This is a genomic window from Dactylosporangium sp. CA-092794, from assembly GCF_050948465.1.
GTDB lineage: Bacteria > Actinomycetota > Actinomycetes > Mycobacteriales > Micromonosporaceae > Dactylosporangium.
This window is the reverse complement of sequence record NZ_CP192044.1, coordinates 5,645,435-5,661,498: the sequence shown is the minus strand read 5'-3', so window position 1 is coordinate 5,661,498 and position 16,064 is coordinate 5,645,435. Positions and strand designations below refer to the sequence as shown.

General features: G+C 70.6%; 13 protein-coding genes. 1 reads left to right on the top strand and 12 read right to left on the bottom strand.

Features of this window, described 5'->3' with window-relative positions:
- Nucleotide 1 precedes the first annotated feature (1 nt).
- From ACQPXD_RS24330 to ACQPXD_RS24290, 9 genes are all read right to left on the bottom strand, one after another.
- A complete protein-coding gene (locus ACQPXD_RS24330) occupies nucleotides 2-412 on the bottom strand; it encodes an FAS1-like dehydratase domain-containing protein (protein ID WP_432842275.1) in 411 nt (136 codons plus the stop codon).
- On the bottom strand, nucleotides 409-1,569 hold the full coding sequence (locus ACQPXD_RS24325; protein WP_432842273.1) for an LLM class F420-dependent oxidoreductase: 1,161 nt from the start codon (nucleotides 1,567-1,569) through the stop codon (nucleotides 409-411). Before ACQPXD_RS24325 ends, ACQPXD_RS24330 begins: the two co-directional genes overlap by 4 nt.
- Nucleotides 1,566-2,483: an SDR family oxidoreductase gene (locus ACQPXD_RS24320; RefSeq protein ID WP_432842271.1), complete on the bottom strand. Its 918-nt coding sequence runs from the start codon at nucleotides 2,481-2,483 to the stop codon at nucleotides 1,566-1,568. Before ACQPXD_RS24320 ends, ACQPXD_RS24325 begins: the two co-directional genes overlap by 4 nt.
- A gap of 184 nt (nucleotides 2,484-2,667) precedes the next feature.
- Nucleotides 2,668-3,606, bottom strand: coding sequence for an LLM class F420-dependent oxidoreductase (locus tag ACQPXD_RS24315; protein WP_432842269.1), 939 nt, complete (start codon nucleotides 3,604-3,606; stop codon nucleotides 2,668-2,670).
- A 33-nt stretch (nucleotides 3,607-3,639) separates the two neighbouring features.
- Nucleotides 3,640-4,560, bottom strand: coding sequence for an SMP-30/gluconolactonase/LRE family protein (locus ACQPXD_RS24310; RefSeq protein WP_432842261.1), 921 nt, complete (start codon nucleotides 4,558-4,560; stop codon nucleotides 3,640-3,642).
- On the bottom strand, nucleotides 4,550-5,344 hold the full coding sequence (locus ACQPXD_RS24305; RefSeq protein ID WP_432842259.1) for an SDR family NAD(P)-dependent oxidoreductase: 795 nt from the start codon (nucleotides 5,342-5,344) through the stop codon (nucleotides 4,550-4,552). Before ACQPXD_RS24305 ends, ACQPXD_RS24310 begins: the two co-directional genes overlap by 11 nt.
- A 166-nt stretch (nucleotides 5,345-5,510) precedes the next feature.
- Nucleotides 5,511-6,827 (bottom strand): aspartate aminotransferase family protein, encoded by a 1,317-nt coding sequence (locus ACQPXD_RS24300; protein WP_432842257.1) that lies wholly within the window; start codon nucleotides 6,825-6,827, stop codon nucleotides 5,511-5,513.
- Complete coding sequence (locus ACQPXD_RS24295; RefSeq protein WP_432842255.1) at nucleotides 6,827-8,866, bottom strand: hydantoinase/oxoprolinase family protein; 2,040 nt, start codon at nucleotides 8,864-8,866, stop codon at nucleotides 6,827-6,829. Before ACQPXD_RS24295 ends, ACQPXD_RS24300 begins: the two co-directional genes overlap by 1 nt.
- The gene (locus ACQPXD_RS24290; RefSeq protein WP_432842253.1) at nucleotides 8,866-10,521 is read right to left on the bottom strand and encodes a hydantoinase B/oxoprolinase family protein; all 1,656 of its coding nucleotides are present in this window, start codon (nucleotides 10,519-10,521) and stop codon (nucleotides 8,866-8,868) included. The genes ACQPXD_RS24295 and ACQPXD_RS24290 overlap by 1 nt, the downstream gene beginning before the upstream one ends.
- Before the next feature lie 129 nt (nucleotides 10,522-10,650).
- On the opposite strand from ACQPXD_RS24290, the gene ACQPXD_RS24285 reads away from it, so the two are divergent.
- On the top strand, nucleotides 10,651-11,451 hold the full coding sequence (locus ACQPXD_RS24285; RefSeq protein ID WP_432842251.1) for an SDR family NAD(P)-dependent oxidoreductase: 801 nt from the start codon (nucleotides 10,651-10,653) through the stop codon (nucleotides 11,449-11,451).
- A 16-nt stretch (nucleotides 11,452-11,467) separates the two neighbouring features.
- Here the strand turns inward: ACQPXD_RS24285 and ACQPXD_RS24280 are convergent, their stop codons facing one another.
- The 3 genes from ACQPXD_RS24280 to ACQPXD_RS24270 are packed head-to-tail and all read right to left on the bottom strand — an operon-like array spanning nucleotide 11,468 to nucleotide 16,042.
- A complete protein-coding gene (locus tag ACQPXD_RS24280) occupies nucleotides 11,468-13,771 on the bottom strand; it encodes a CoA transferase (RefSeq protein WP_432842249.1) in 2,304 nt (767 codons plus the stop codon).
- A 27-nt stretch (nucleotides 13,772-13,798) separates the two neighbouring features.
- Nucleotides 13,799-14,809: an NADPH:quinone reductase gene (locus ACQPXD_RS24275; protein WP_432842247.1), complete on the bottom strand. Its 1,011-nt coding sequence runs from the start codon at nucleotides 14,807-14,809 to the stop codon at nucleotides 13,799-13,801.
- Nucleotides 14,810-16,042 (bottom strand): MFS transporter, encoded by a 1,233-nt coding sequence (locus ACQPXD_RS24270; RefSeq protein WP_432842245.1) that lies wholly within the window; start codon nucleotides 16,040-16,042, stop codon nucleotides 14,810-14,812.
- Nucleotides 16,043-16,064 lie beyond the last annotated feature (22 nt).

The window sequence follows — 16,064 nt, the reverse complement described above, 5'->3', positions numbered from 1 at the left end:
GTCAGGTCTCCTCGGGGGGCTTGACGGTTTCCACGGCCGTCGCGATCGACTCGGCCACGAGTTCGCCGTCAGCGTCGCGGTACTCGGTCACGATGGTCACGAACCGCAGCGAGCCGCCACGCCGGCCTTCCTTGTGCCACTCGTCGCCGATCCGGCTGCTGACGTGGAGCGTCTCGCCGGCCTTGGGGACGCGGCCGTGGAAGCGGAACTCCTCACCTGCGTGCAGGGTGCGGCTTCGCTCCAGGCCCAGGCCGGGGACCGGATCCTCGTCGTCGGTCTTCCAGAAGGACCTCGCCGCCAGGAACGTCGGCGGGATGACGGCATCGTCCGTCCAGTACGACGGATGCGTTGCGTGCGTGGCACGGGCGAATTCCCGGATCTTGCCCAGTTCGATGGGGAACCTGAAGCTCACCGTTCGTCACCCCGCTCGCCGATCGCCGCCAGCGCCGCGGCGGGACCGATCGCCGGCCGCTCCTCGGCCAGCCGGGCCATGAGCCGGATGGCATCGGGCTGGTCGGTCACCACGATCAGACCCGTGGCACCGGAGTCGGCCCAGGCCTGGTAACCCTCGCGAATGCGCCCGGAGGAGCCGAACAGCGAGCGGCGCTCGATGTAGGCGTCGGGAACGGCTCGCGCGGCCTCATCCTTACGGCCGGACAGGAACAGCTCCTGGATCTTCGCCGCCTCGTCGGCGAAACCGGCCTTCACCATGTCCTGGTTGTGATAGTTCTGCTCGCGCGCCCCCATGCCCCCGACGTAGAGCGCGATCAGTCGCTTGTTCTCGGCCATGGCGGCGTCCACGTCATCGGTCAGCCTGACGTGCACGGTTGCCTGGATCTCGAAGCCGTCCCAGCCCTTGCCGCCGCCGGCCCGGGCGAAGCCGTCGAGCAGCCAGGGCCCGATCTGCGCCATCGAGTCCGGCGCCATGCGCAACGGCAGGATGCCCTGGCACAGTTCGGCGGCCAGGCGAGTGGTCGCCGCGCCGCCCGCCCCGATGCAGATCGGCAGATCCGGATTCGGGTGGAGGATCAGTTTGAGCGGCTTGCCGAGCCCGCTCGATCCTTCGGCGTCGGCCGGATAGGGCAGTACGATCTCGCGACCGGCATGACTGACCGGGCCCTCGCGGGCGAAGATCTTCCGCATGATCTCGATGTAGTCGCGCAGCCGCCAGTACGGCTTGCCCCAGGGTTGGCCGTACCAGCCCTCGACGATCTGCGGGCCGGAGACACCGAGCCCGGCGATCACCCGGCCCCCGCCCGCGAGGGCGTCCACGGTCTGGACCTGCATCGCACACATCGCGGGTGGACGGCCGGCCACCTGCATGATCGACGTTCCGAGGCGCAGCCGCTTTGTGTGCGCCGCGATGAAGGCAAGGGGGGTGATCGCATCGGAACCGTAGGCCTCGGCGGTCCACACCGCGTCGTAGCCGAGTCGTTCGGCCAGGAGAATGTTGTCCATGGGCAGGCCGAGCCGTGCACCCGAATACCCGACGTTCAGTCCGAGCCTCATCGCATTACCGCCTTTCGTCCGAGGCACTGCGCTGACACGTAACGACGGCCACGGGGTCACCCCAGGTCGAGCTCGTCGCTCCAGGTGATGTCCCCCCACTTGGCCGTCGCGTCGGCGAGTTCCTCGATCGTCCAGCGACGGTCGATCGTGATCTTGTCGACGACGGTGTACGGCTGGAACAGCTGCACGGTCCCGGCCCGGACGAAGACGATCTTGCCGGCGAGTGGGCAGTCGGCGGTCGCGAGGTAGGCGACGAACGGTGCGATGTTGGCCGGGTCCGTCTTGTCGAAGCCGGTCCGGGCCACCTCGGCCCGGTTGCGTGCCTGACGCTCCTCGAAGCCGGGCACCGTCGCGGAGAGCCGGGTCACCGCGGCGGGTGCGATGGCGTTGACGCGCACGCCGTAGCGACCGAGTTCTTTCTGCGCGATCTCGGTCATGGTGGCGATGCCCGTCTTGGCCGCACCGTAGTTCGCCTGGCCGGCCGTTGACAGCAGGCCCGACGTCGACGAGGTGTTGATGACGGAGGCCTTGACCTTATCGCCGGCCTTGGTCCGGTCGCGCCAGAAGGTGGCCGCCCATTTGAGCGTCAGGAAGTGCCCGCGCAGGTGCACTCTGATCACGGCGTCGAACTCGTCCTCGGTCATGTTGATAATCGTCCGGTCGCGCAGGATGCCCGCGTTGTTGACCAGCACGTCGAGGGTGCCGAAGGCGTCGAGGGCCGACTGGACGAGCCGCTTGGCCCCGTCCGAATCGGCCACGTCGTCACCGTTGACGACGGCCTCGCCGCCGAAGGACCTGATCTCGTCCACGACGCCCTGGGCGGGCGAGAGATCGCGGCCGGTGCCCGTCTCGCTCGCGCCGAGGTCGTTGACCACGACCTTCGCGCCCTCCCGCGCGAAGAGCAGTGCGTGCTCGCGACCGATCCCCCGGCCCGCGCCGGTGATGATCGCGACGCGTCCGTCGAGTGCGCCCATGTTTCGCCTCTCCGCGTCGGGGATTGCATTCGTCGTTCACCGGGTGCGGTACGCACTCACCCTCGACGGGGTGCGGTGAGCGTTGGCCAGGGAAGTGCCCGGCATCCAAAATCTATACAAAATCTCGGACGTGTCAACGACGCTGTTCCACGGTGCGAAGTGCAAAAGTTCACGCTGCCGGCGTTCAGCCCAGGCCGGCCGAGGTGCGCACCATCTCCACCGCGCGCAACGTTTCGGCCGGTGACGGCGGCGGAGCCGCGTGGCAGCGGGCCGCGGCCGCCAGGTAGCGCTGCTCGCCCTCCTCCGTGCCATCCGGATACACCGGCACACCGTCGTGGTTGTACAGGGCGACGATCAGCCGCTGCACCCCCGCCTCGGCATACGCCTCCTGGATCTCGGCACTGGCGCCGCGAACGATCGCCGAGAACTCGATCGTCGACGGGTCCCGGCCCAGGCGCTCGCACTCCTCGACGGTCCGCTTGCGGACCTCGGCGATGCGGCCCGGCGAGACGCCCGACGCCATCCATCCGTCGGCCCACGCCGCGATGCGGGCAGGTAGCCGATCGACCGGCTGCCCGCCGAGAATGATCGGCGGGTGCGGCCGCTGGGCCGGGATCGGATCACACTTGAGGCTCGGGAACTTCACCAGCTCGCCCTCGTAGCTGGCCGTGCCGTCCACCCACAGCGCCTTCATCGCCTCGACGGACTCCCGGGTGTAGCGCCACCGCGTCCGGAACTGCGTGCCGAAGAGTTCGACCTCCTCGGGCATCCATCCGGTGCCGATGCCGAACAGCAGGCGGCCGTTGGAGAAGCTGTCCAGGGTGCCGACGGCCTTGGCCAGCCGCAGCGGGTGGTGCTCGGTGACGATGCAGACCCCCGTGCCGATCCGCAGCGTGCTCGTCGCCGCGGCGATGTAGCTGAGCGTGATGAACGGGTCGGCCATCTCGCCGTACACCTGCGGAACCTCGCCGCCCGTCATTCGATACGGGGTCTTGGGCTTCGTCGGTTTGATCGCGTGCTCGGGCACCCAGAACGAGTCGAACCCGGCGTCCTCCACCGCCCGCGCAATCGTCATGGCGTCGATGGTGTGCCTGGTCACGTAGAACAGAACGCCGATCTTCATGCCGGTTCCTATCGCGTCGTCGCTCGTCCTCGCCTACCAGGCGGGGACGTCCACCCGCACCGTTTCGATGCGGGAGTTGTCCATGAATTCGGGCACCAGCGCTTTGAAGTGCGGCTCGGCCCGGCGCTCGGGCGCGGTCGCGAACTTCCGCCGGACCCACGCGTCCGCCAGTTCGCTGGTCTTGTTCGTCAGCAGGAACAACGTCCGGCCGTCGGCACCGCCGAGCGCGCACGCGACGGCTCGCCGGCCCGCGACGTCGATCACGTCGGTCACCTCGCCGCCCTCCAGTACCCGGCGATAGACCCCCGCCGCCGGCGACGCCGTCCACACCGCGTTCTGTGCGTCGACGGCGATGCCGTCGGCCCGGTACGGCCGCAGATCGGCCCAGACGCGACGGTTGTGCAGTGCGCCATCGGGCGTCCGGTCGAATGCCACCAGGGTGCTGCCGGGCAGCTCGGACACGATGTAGTAGCTGCCGTCGCGCGTGATGGCGGGTCCGTTCGGTCCCCACAGCCGGTCGGCGGCCACCCGCGCCGACCCGTCCGGCTCGACGACGATGACGTTGCCGGTACTCGGGATGACGGTCGCGCCGGCGTCGCGAGCGCCCGACGAGCCGACGTACGCGCGACCGTCGCGGTCGACCACCATGTCGTTGACGATGCCGACGGCGAGCGCCGACAGGTCGGCGTGGACGTTCACCACGCCGGGCGCGTCGAGACGCAGCACCTCCGGCCGGTCCAGGTTCGTCATGAGCAGCCGGCCGTCGGGCAGGAAACCCAGGCCGACCGGCAGCTGGTCGCCGTCGAAGGACACCATGGTCTCGCAGCTGCCCGTTTCGTCCACCGCGACCACCCGCTGGGCGAAGATGTCGGAGCACCAGAGGCGACCCGCGTGCCAGCGCGGCGCCTCGGCGAACACCAGCCCGTCGAGCAGGAGCTCGACGCTACCGCGCATCGGGAAGGGCGCTGGGGAACGGGCCGACCGCCATCGCGCCGCCGTCGACCAGGTACACCTGACCGGTGATGTAGGTGGCGAGCGACGACGAGAGGAAGACGGCGGTGTCGGCGATCTCCTGGGTCGTGCCGAACCGCCGCATCGGTACGTTGCGCAGCGAGTTGGCGACGCTCGTCTCGGTGAACTCAGCCCGCCGGCGCGGGGTGTCGACGACGCCCGGTGCCACCCCGTTGACGCGGATGGAGTAGGGCGCCAGCTCCACGGCGCTCGCCTGGATCAGCGAGATGAGCCCCGCCTTCGCGGCGCTGTAGGCGACGCTGCCGACGTGCGGCAGGAACCCGGTCGCCGACACGATGTGCACGATCGAACCGCCGGTGCCCTGGTCGCGCATCTGCCGGGCGAAGACCTGGGTGACCAGGTAGTTGTGCCCGAGGTTCATGCGGAAGTTGCGGTCCCAGATGTCATCGGTCATCTCCAGGATGCCGAGGTTCCAGGCGACGCCGATGATGTCGACGACGATGTCGGCGCCACCGAACGACGCCGTCGTCGCGTCGCGCAGTGCCTCGACGGCCGCCCGGTCGGTCATGTCGCCCGCGAAGGCCTCCGCCTTGCCGGCGCCGGTGAGGATCTCGGACTTGATGTCCTCGGCCCGCGCCGGGTCGATGTCGACGCACATGACGGACGCCCCGCCGGCCGCCAGCGTCAGCGAGGTGTCCCGGCCGATGCCGAACCCCGCGCCCACCACGACGGCCCGCTTGCCGGCCAACCCGAAATCGAGAGGCACTCGACCCTCCATCGCTCGTCTTCAAAATCTATAGAATCTACCGTAGTGGCGGCGTACACGCACGTCAAGGTCGTACTGCTCAGCGCCCGAGCAGTACGATGTCGCCCAGCGCGGCGACCAGCGCCACCCCGTGCGTCCCGGACCGACGGGCGGTCGTTGGTGGTGATCACGAACGGCTCCTCAGCAAGTGCGCGTGCTCGGCGACCACGTCGCCCAGAGCGGCGACGAACCCGTCCAGGTCGCCCGCGGTGAGCGGCAGCGGCAGGGCCAGATAGCCGCGCCGGGCGAAGTAGTAGCCGCGCGCCATCATCTCCAGATGCAGCAGCGCGCGCTGCTGGGTCGCGGGGCGCACGTCGTCCGGCCGCGCGATCGGCGTGGTCTGGAAATGGATGCCGATCAACGAGCCGACGCCGGTGGCCGACATCTCCACCCGCGCCGAGGCGAAGACATCGTTCATGGCGCGTCGCAGGTCGTCGCCGCGCGCGTTGTGCGCCACCACGACGTCGGGGGTGAACACCTCGCGCAGGCCGGCCGCGCCGGCCGCCATGCTCAGGACGTTGTTGTTGAACGTGCCGGGATGCGTGATCGCGCCGTTGCTCGCCGGGTCGTAGCGACCCATGAGGTCGCGGGCGCCGCCGAAGGCGCCGAAGCTGAACCCCCCGCCGAGGTACTTACCGAAGGTCGTCAGGTCCGGCCGGACGCCGTGCACGCCCTGCAACCCGCCCGGCGCCAGCCGCGAGGTCATGACCTCGTCGAGGATCAGCACGATGCCGTGGCGCGTGGTGACCTCACGCACGGCGTGCAGGAACTCCGGCGCCGCGGCGATCACCCCGCCGCCGCCGAGCAGTGGTTCGAGGATCACGGCGGCGAGGTCGTGACGATGCCGCTCGATCAGCGCGACCGTCGTGTCGATGTCGTTGTAGCGGCTCACGACCACGGGGAACGGCGCGTTGATGGGCGACTCACCGCGGTAGCTCAGGACGCTGCCGTGGTAGCACCCGTCGAAGACGAGGGTGTGAGTCCGTCCGGTGCACACCCGGGCCGTCGCGAGAGCCATGAGATTGGCCTCGGTACCGGAGTTGGTGAACCGGAGCAGCTCGACGGACGGGTAGCGCCGCTCGATCAGCCCGGCGAGCTCGGCCTCGTAGGTGTTGGGTCCGCCGAGGGCCATCCCGCGCTCCAGGGCGGCGCGCGCCGCGCCCATGATCACCGGGTGGGAGTGGCCGTACAGCCCGGCCGAGTACTCGCCGAGGAAGTCGGTGTAGACGTGCCCGTCGAGGTCGGTCAGATGCTGGCCCTCGCCCTCGGTGAAGACGACCGGGAACGGGCTGTAGTACAGGGTGGTGCGCGTGTTGCCACCGGGCAGTACCGCGAGTGCCGAGCGGTACTGCCCGGCGCTGCGCGGGTTCGCCTCGGCGAACCCGCGCTCCACGATGTCCAGCGCCGCCGGCAGCGCCGCGGCCGCCCCGGTGCCGGTGGGCATCACATCGCCGCCAGGTCGATGTCGAGCCAGCCGTGGGGAGTGATCGATGTGTGCTCGTGCTCGCGGACGAGCACCGTGGTCGTCGGCGACTCGACCAGCGCGGGGCCAGGGATGCGACCGCCCGGTGGCAGGTCGTCGAGTTGGTAGACCGGCACATCCACCCACCGGTCGAGGTACACGCGCCGCGACGTCGACCGCAGCGGTCCGGCGGCGGGCACCCGCAGCGCCTCGGCCCGCACCTCGGGCAGCCGGCCGATGACCGCCACCCGTGCGTTGACAACGGCCACCTCCTGGCCCGGTGCGTTGTAGGAGTACAGCTCCTCGTGACGCTTGTGGAACCGGGCGACGATGTCGTCGATCGCGGTCGGCCCGTCGAGCTCGATCCCGTCGATCGGCACGTTGATCTCCGAGATCTGCTCCCCGTACCGCATGTCCAGAGAGCGCCGGACCACGACCTCGCCGGAGAAGCCGGCCAGCCGCTCGCGCGCCTCGCACTCCATCGACGCCAGGACGTCCCGGATGCCGGCCGCCGACATGCGGGCAGCGGCGTCGAGGTGCGAGCGCACCAGCTCGAACCGCAGGTCGCTGGCGAGCATGCCCCACGCCGACAGCACCGAGGCGACGTTCGGCACGACGACCCGGTTGATCCCCAGCAGCCGGGCAACGGCCGTAGCGTGCACGCCCGCCGCTCCCCCGAACGCGACAAGCGCGAAGCGACGAGGGTCGACACCCCTGCGCACGGAGACGATGCGCGTGCCCTCGGCCATCGTCGTATTCACGATCTTCCAGATACCCTGCGCGGCGTCGACGACGCTCGTGCCGAGTTTGGTGGCGATCCGCCCGACGGCGGCCCGCGCGGCGTCGACGTCCAGCGCCATGCGGCCGCCGAGGAAGCGGTCCGGGTCCAGCAGGCCCAGCACCACGTTGGCGTCGGTGACCGTCGGCAGCTCGCCGCCGCGGCCGTAGCACGCCGGTCCGGGAACCGCACCCGCGCTCTCGGGCCCGACGTGCAGGATGTTCCCGGCGACCCGGGCGATCGACCCGCCGCCGGCTCCCAGCGTGTGGATGTCGAGCGAGGGCAGGGACACCTTGGCGATGCCGACCTTCTTGTCGCTCGTCAGGTGCGCCTCGCCGTTCTGCAGCAAGGAGATGTCCGTGCTCGTGCCGCCCACGTCGAAGGTGATCACGTTGGGCTCACGCAGCAGGCGCGACGCGTAGACGCCCGCGGCGACGCCGCCCGCCGGGCCGGACAGCACGGCGCCGGCCGCGAGGCGGCTCGACTGCTCGACCGGGGCCACCCCGCCGTGCGAGTGCATGATCAGAACGTCGCCGGCGTAGCCGGCGTCGAGCAGCTTCCCGCTCAACCGGGACAGGTAGGACGAGACGACCGGGCCGACGTAGGCGTTGACCACGGTCGTCCAGACCCGCTCGTACTCCTTGATCTGGGGAAGGACCGCGGACGACAGCGAGACGTAGACGCCCGGAAGCTGCTCGGCCAGTGCGCGGCCGGTGGCGGCCTCGTGCTCGTCGTTGCGGTACGAGTGCAGGTAACAGACCGCGACCGCGTCGACGCCCATCTTCTCGACGTCGGCGAGCGCCGTGGCCAGGGACGTCGCGTCCAGCGGCGTCGACGCGGTGCCGTCCGCGCGCATTCGCTCCCGGACGCCGATGCGCCGAGCGCGTGGCACGAGTGGCACCGGCGGGGCCATGCGCACGTTGTAGCGGTCGTCCTTCAGGCCCTCGCGCATCTCGATGACGTCGCGATGGCCTTCGGTCGTGAGCAGCGCGACGGTGGCGCCCTTGCTCTCCAGCAACGCGTTCGTCGCCACCGTCGTGCCGTGCACGATGCGCTCGGTCCGCGCCAGCAGCGCGGCCCGGTCGAGTCCGAGCTCGCCCGCCAGGACGTTGAGCCCCTCCAGCAGTCCTTCGGACGGGTCGGCCGGAGTCGATGAGGTCTTGGCGATGACGACCCGCCCGTGCTCGTCCACCGCCGCGAGATCGGTGAACGTGCCGCCGATGTCGATGCCGATTCGGTACATCACTCAGCCCCTTCCGTCGCAGCAGCCACGAACCCGCTCTCCCGGTCGAACTGCCGGGCCTCCGGTCGCCGCTTCCGCGGGTCGCCGTAGCCCCCTCCGCCGGCCGCCTCGATGCAGAAGACGTCGCCGGGCTGGACCACGATCCCGACCTCCTTGGTCTTCAGCACCCGTTCGGAGGTGCCGGAGATCAGCCGGTACCGGTGCGGCAGACCGTCCCGGCCGCCGAGGATCCCGTACGACGGATGCCTTGCGCCATCCCCCGCGGTGTTCGCGACCGCCGGCTGCTCGACCTCGACCCTGAGCTTGAGCACCGAGCCGAGGCCGCCCCGGTACTCGCCATCGCCGAAGGAGTCCGGGCGAAACTCGTGGTGCTCGAAGAACAGCGGGAACCGGTTCTCGGCGACCTCGACGGAGCCGAACTTCGACGCGCCGGCCGCCTGCCCCTCGCCCGCGGTCTCCCATCCGTCACCGACCGGTGAGGCACCGCCGCCCGGACGCGCGTGGAACATGTGCCAGATGAACTGCCGGTCGGTACGCGGGTCGACGCCTTTGATCGCGATGCGGAAGCGGCGGCCCCACCCCGCGATCACCCGATCCGGGCACGCGCCGGCCAGCGCCTTGATGATCGACTCGGCGATCTCCTGCGCGCAGTGGTTCGTCGCCATGGTGACCGGCGCCGGAGGGTACGCCCACACGACCGTGCCCTGCTTGGCGATGACGTCGACGGCGCGGAACATGCCGGAGTTCTTGGGCGTCCGCGGCTCGATGAGGTACGACAGGGCCATGTAGACGGCCGACATCATGTTGGGGTACGAGGAGTTGATGAACCCGGCCACCTGTGGGTGCGAGTCGGTCAGATCCACCTCGAGACGGTCGCCGGCGACCGTCACCTTGGCGCGGATGTACACATCCTCGGTGCCGTGGCCGTCGTCGTCGAGCACCGACTCGCCGAAGAACACGCCCTGCTTCCAGGTGCTGATGCACTCGCGCGTCTCGCGCTCGGCACTGTCGAAGATCGCCTCGACCGCCGCCTGCACCGTCGCGGTCCCGAACTCCTCGAGCAGCCGCAGGACGCGGCGCTCCCCGATCCGGGCCGACCCGACCATGGCGCGCAGGTCGCCGAGGAAGTCCTCCGCGTGCCGCACGTTCGTGGCGACCATCGTCATGACGTCGTCACGCACGACGCCGGCGTCGTACAGCTTCAACGGCGTGATTCGCAGGCCCTCCTGCCAGATCTCGGTCGCCTCGGGGTTGTAGGCACCGTGGGTGGAGCCGCCGATGTCACTCTGGTGCGCCCGGTTGATCGACCAGAACACGAGGTCGCCGCCCGAGAACACCGGCACGAAGGCCGTCAGGTCGGGCAGGTGGTTGCCGCCGTGGTACGGGTCGTTGAGCAGATAGACGTCGCCCGGGTTGACCCGCCCGGCGAAGAACTCGTTGATCGCCTGCACGGCCCACGGCAGCGAGCCGACGTGGATCGGCACGTGCTCGGCCTGGGAGATGAGCCGCGCGTCGGCGTCGGTGATCGCGGTCGAGAAGTCGCGGCTGGAGTTGAGGATCTGCGAGTACGCGGTCCGCAGCATCGCTTCGCCCATCTCCTCGACGATCGCCGCGAAGCGATGCGTGACAACGGAAGCGGTAATCGGGTCGACCATGCGGGTACCTTCCTTTCGCTTGCAACCCGGTCAAGCGGCGATCTTCATGGTGCGGACGGTAGCCGGGATGGGCAAGAAAGTCTATAGATTTTGCTTGTAGACCTCCGTACTGCCGGATAGGGTGCGGCAATGCGGTCTCTTGAGGGCAAGGTCGCGATCGTCAGCGGCGCGACGAAGAGTATGGGCGCGGCCATCATCGACCGCCTGGTCGACGAGGGCATGGCGGTGGCCGGTCTCGGCCGCAGCGGTTCGGGCGAGGCGATCGCCGGGCGGGTGCGCGAGCGTGGCGGGCGCGCTCTGTTCGTCCCGACGGACATCTCCAGCGAGCAGGCGGTGCGCGACGCCATGCAACGCACCGTCGCCGAGTTCGGACGGCTCGACGTCATCGTCAACAACGCCGCGGCGAGCGACGTACTGCGAGGGGTCGGCGAGCGGCCGATCGCCGACGAACCCACCGAGCTGTTCGACCGGCTGATGAAGGTCAACGTCTACGGCGCCTTCTGGCTCGCCAAGTACGGCATCGGCCACATGGTCGCGGCAGGCGGCGGCGCGATCGTGAACATCTCCTCCATCAGTGCCCACCGCGTGTACCGGGCCTCGCCCGCGTACGCGACGTCGAAGGCGGCGCTGGAGGGACTGACCCGCCAGATCGCGATGGACTACGCGGAGCACAACATCCGGGCCAACGCGATCGTTCTCGGCTCGATCCTCAGCGAGGAAACGGCGCACACGTTCGCCGATCCGGTGAAGAGCGCGGCGCGCCGCAACAACCGGATGATCGCCGAGCCGACCACCCCCGAGGAGGTCGCCGCGCTGGTGGCCTTCCTCGTCTCCGCCGAGAGCCGCTACATCACCGCGGCCTCCATCCCGCTGGACGGCGGGGCACTGGCCACCTACCCCGGCCCGGTCGCGGCCGCCGCCCGCCGCTGACCGGAGCCGGACCGCGTCAGCGGTAGTAGGCGGCAAAGGTCCGGTACGCCATCGGCCGTCCCTCGCGCACGGCACCGCGCTCGAGCAGCTCCGCGATCCGCTCGTCGGGCAGGCCGGCCTCGCGGAGCACCTCGGTCGTATGCTCGCCGACACCCGGCGGGAAGAGCGGGTGGTCGTGCTGCGAGCGCGAGAACCGCACGTACCGGCCGGGGACGGAGATGAGCTTGCCGTCGGCGGTTTTCATCTCGTCGAAGACGCCGCACCGCTTGTACTCGGGGTCGGCCAGCAGCTCGCCGACCCGGCGCGCCGGCACGGCCGGAACGGCGGCGGCGGTGAGCCGCTGCAGCGCCTCCTCGCGCGTCATCGCGGCGAACGCCGCGCCGAGCGTCGCGGCTTCGGCGTCCGCGACGCCCATCGCCCGGCAGAGCATCTCCATCGAGCCGTCCGGCACCCGCAGCCGCACCCAGCCGTCCCGCGTCCGGTAGAACGAGTCGGCAGGACCCGGCCCTCGGTAGTCCCGCCCGCCCACCTTCGGCGGCCGGCGGCCGGCCACGCGGATGAGCTCCTCGCACTGCGCGTACGTCGACGAGCCGGTCAGGCTGAGCCATGCCTTCTGCCCGCCCCCACCGCGCCGGCGATGGAACAGGGCCAGCACGACGCCGAGCGCGGCGCACGCGGCGGTGACGACATCGTTGATGCCGACGGTGCTCATGACCGGCTCGCTGTCGCCGCCCTGCGCCGTCATCATGCCGCTGCGCGCCTGCAGCAGCGGGTCGAAGGCCGCCTGCGACGAGAACTCGTTGTCCTCGCCGTAGCCGGTGATCGACATGGTGATGATGTCCGGGTTGACGGCCTTCAGGTGGTCGTAGTCGATCTTCAGCCGCTTGAGGACTCCGGCGCGGTAGTTGTCGACGACCACGTCCGAGGTCCGGACGAGGGCATGGAACGCATCGAGGCCCTCCGGCGATTTCAAGTCGATGGCGGCGCCACGCTGGCCGCGGATGTACGGCATGCCGCGCAGCCGGAAGTCATCACCGGCGGGCACCTCGACCTTGACGACATCGGCGCCCATGTCCGACAGCAGCGTTCCGGTCAAGGGACCGGCGAGGACGGTACCGAGATCGAGCACGCGGGTGCCCGTCAGCGGCGAGATGCCCACCGGCGGTTCCGGAGCCCGCTCGGTGCGCGGCGTCCAGGCGCCCGCGGCCGAGATGCGCGCACCGAGCGGCGGCGCCGGCCACCGCACCGTCGCCGGTGTGCCCACGAGGTTGATCGGGTTCGCCGGCATCACCACGCGGCCACGCTCAGGATCGTCGATCTCGAGCCGCGCACCGATCGGGTCGAGCATGGGCGAGTCCATCCAGTCGTCCCGATCGAGCAGCGGTCCGATGGGCACGCCCGCGTCGCCAAACGTGGCGATCCACTCCGGGCTCGTCCGCGTCGCGAACCGCTCCGCGATGAGACCCCGGATCCAGCTCCGGTTCTCCGGCAACCGCACCGCCTCGACGTCGCCGTTGACCCGTTCGTCGTCGAGTACGTGGGAGAGGCCGAGCACCCGAAGCGCCTCGCGGGTGAACTTCGCGGTCAGCGCGGCCAGCAGCACCCAGTGACCGTCGGCGCACCGGTACCGCGTGTAGGTCGGGTTGAGCCCTCCGGGGCCGTAGTTCGCCACGGGCTCCGGCGCCTCGGGGTCGATGATGTACGCGTACGCCACCATCGTCGCGTGCAGGCCGCCGACGGTGACCACCTGCCCGTGACCCGACGTCTCCCGCTCGATCAGGGCCGCCGTCGCCGCGGCCGCCGCCCACGCTCCCTGGATGTAGAGGATGTACGGGATGACGTTGTCGACCGGGCCGCCCTCGAAGGAGCTCTGCCGCAGGCACATCCCCGACAGCGCCCACACCAGATCGGCCGACTCGCCCCCACCGGACCAGCGAGGTTCGCCGAGGAAGGCCGGCAGCTGCAGGTGTACCAGACGTGGGTTGTTCGCCCGGGTGGACTCGGGCGACGAGACCGACGAGTACGGGCCGTCGAACGCGTTGGTGACCACGACGTCCGCCGCGTCGATGAGCGCGCGCAGCCGCGCCAGGTCTTCGGGCGATCCGGGATCGACGACCACGCTGCGCTTGTTGCGGCCCCACATGGCGAAGCCGGGCCGGGTCCGGTCGGCACTGCCCTGCGGCGGCTCCACCATGACCACCTCGGCCCCGAAGTCGGCCAGGTGCATGGCGGCGAGCGGTCCGGCGACACCGCCGGTGAGATCGACGACGCGGATGCCGTCGAGCGCACGGGGCGGCACCGGCTCGGCCAGAGACGTCATCACGGGCTCCTCTCAAAATCTCCAGAACTAACGCAGCGAACCGTCGATCTCCACCAGCACCTTGCCGACGACGCCGGCCTCGACCGCGTCGTGCGCCTCCGCCGCCCGCTCCAACGGGAACCGGTGCAAGGGCAGCCCGGCGGCGGCGCCGACGGGAAGCGCGTGCTCGACGAGGGCGGCGGAAATGGCGTCGAGGGCCGCCTCCTTGGCGCGATCGGGCATCGTGAACGCCTGCACGAACTGCCAGCGCGCGTTGACCGCGAGCAGCGCGCCGACCGGGAGCACCGCCCGGGTCTCCGCCCGGCCCGCGTAGGCCGCGACAGCGCCGCCGGGCGCCAGTACCACCGCGTCCAGCTCCGCGTTCTGGTGCGGCGCCACCTCGACGATCACGTCCGCCCCGCCCGGGGCCAGCGCCCGGATCCGCTCGGCGACGTCCGGGTCCCGGTAGCGCACGACGTGGTGGGCACCCGCCGCCTCCGCGAGCGCCACCTTCTCGTCGGTGCTCACGGTGGCGATCACATTCGCGCCGCTCCACCGGGCCAGCTGCGTGGCCGCGTGACCCACGGCCCCGGCACCGCCGGCAACCAGCACAGTCTGACCGGACAGGGCACCGGGCGCCAAGCGGGCGGGACCGCCTTCGGCGATGGTGAGGCAGCGATGCGCCGTGACCGCGGGCACGCCGAGACAGGCGGCAAGCTCCAGGCCGACGCCGTCCGGCAGCGCCACCGCGTGCCGGTGCGGTACGACCGTGAACTCCTGAGCCGTGCCCCCGCGGCGCTGGCGTCCCGTCTCCCAGAGCCAGACCCGCTGACCGACGCGCCGCGGGTCGACGCCGTCGCCGACAGCGTCGATGACACCGCCGCCATCGTGATGGGGCACGACCGGCGCGGCGCCGGCGTAGTTGCGCCGGTTCTTCCAGTCGGCCGGGTTCACGCCGGAGACGCCCACGCGGACCCGCACCTCACCGGGCCGCGGCGTCGGCCGGTCGAGGGAGATCTGCTGCAGGACCCCGCCGCGCCCGTATGCCACCGCTCTCATTCAGACTTCCTCGCGGGAGAGATGCTGTACGGAAGGAACAATCGCGGCCGCACGTCCGTGCGCGACGGCGACGACGCCGCCGACCGCGACGACGACGCACGTCGCCGCACCGAGCAGCAGCCCGCCGCGACCGCCGAACCGCGCACTCACCAGGCCCACCAGCGGGCCACCCAGCGGGGTGAGGCCCAGAAAGGCGACCGTCCACATGGCCATGACCCGGCCGCGCATGTGCGGTTCGGCGGCAAGTTGGACGGTGCCCACTCCATGGGTTATCGACGCCGTACCCCACGCGCCGACGAGGGCGATGGCGACGAGAGCGACGGGCAGCGTTGGCACGAGCGCCGCCGCCGTGAGTGTCGCCGCGAAGCCGAGCAGCAGCTTGACCAGTCCCGGCGTCCCGGTGCTCCCCCGCGCCGCAGACCACAGCCCGCCGGCGATCGCGCCTACTCCCATGGCCGCGGTAAGGAAACCATAGGCGTCCGGGCCACCGTGCAGATCGTGCGTCGCCAGCACGGGAAGGGTAACGGGGTATTCGAAGACGAAGCAGCCAACCGCCGACATCATGAGCAACGGCGTACGGATCTGGGGCGTCCGCCAGGCGTACCGCACGCCGTCGAGCGCCTGACCACGCATTCGCGGCGCCGGCTCGTGCGGTTGCAACGTCGAGACGTCAAGACGGATCATCGCCACCACGACCGCGAGATAGCTGGCCGCGTTGAGCACGAAGCACAGGCCGGTGCCGCCGGTCGCGATCACGACGCCGGCCACCGCCGGGCCGACCGCCCTCGCGACGTTGATGACGACCAGGTTGAGGCCCATCGCGTTGCGCAGGTGCTCCCGCCCCACCATCTCGATGATGAAGGCCTGCCGCACCGGGCTGTCGAAGGCGGTGGTGCTGCCGAGCAATGCGGCCAGGACGAAAACGTGCCAGGTCGTGACGGCTCCCGTCATCGTCAGCACGCCGAGCGTCAGCGCCACGCCGCCCATCACCGCCTGCACCACGATGATCATCCGCCGCTTGTGTGCGCGGTCGGCGACGGCGCCGGCGTACGGGCCGAACACGAGTACCGGAGCCATCTGCACCGCGACGAGCAGCCCGACCATGCCGGGAGAGTTCGTGAGGACCAGCACCAGCCACGACTGGGCCACCGTCTGCATCCAGGTACCGACTGCGGAGGCGGTCTGACCGGCGGCGTAGAGGCGGAAGTTCCGGTTCGCCAGCGAGGCGAACATCGTAGCGCCGAGCCCTCTCAGG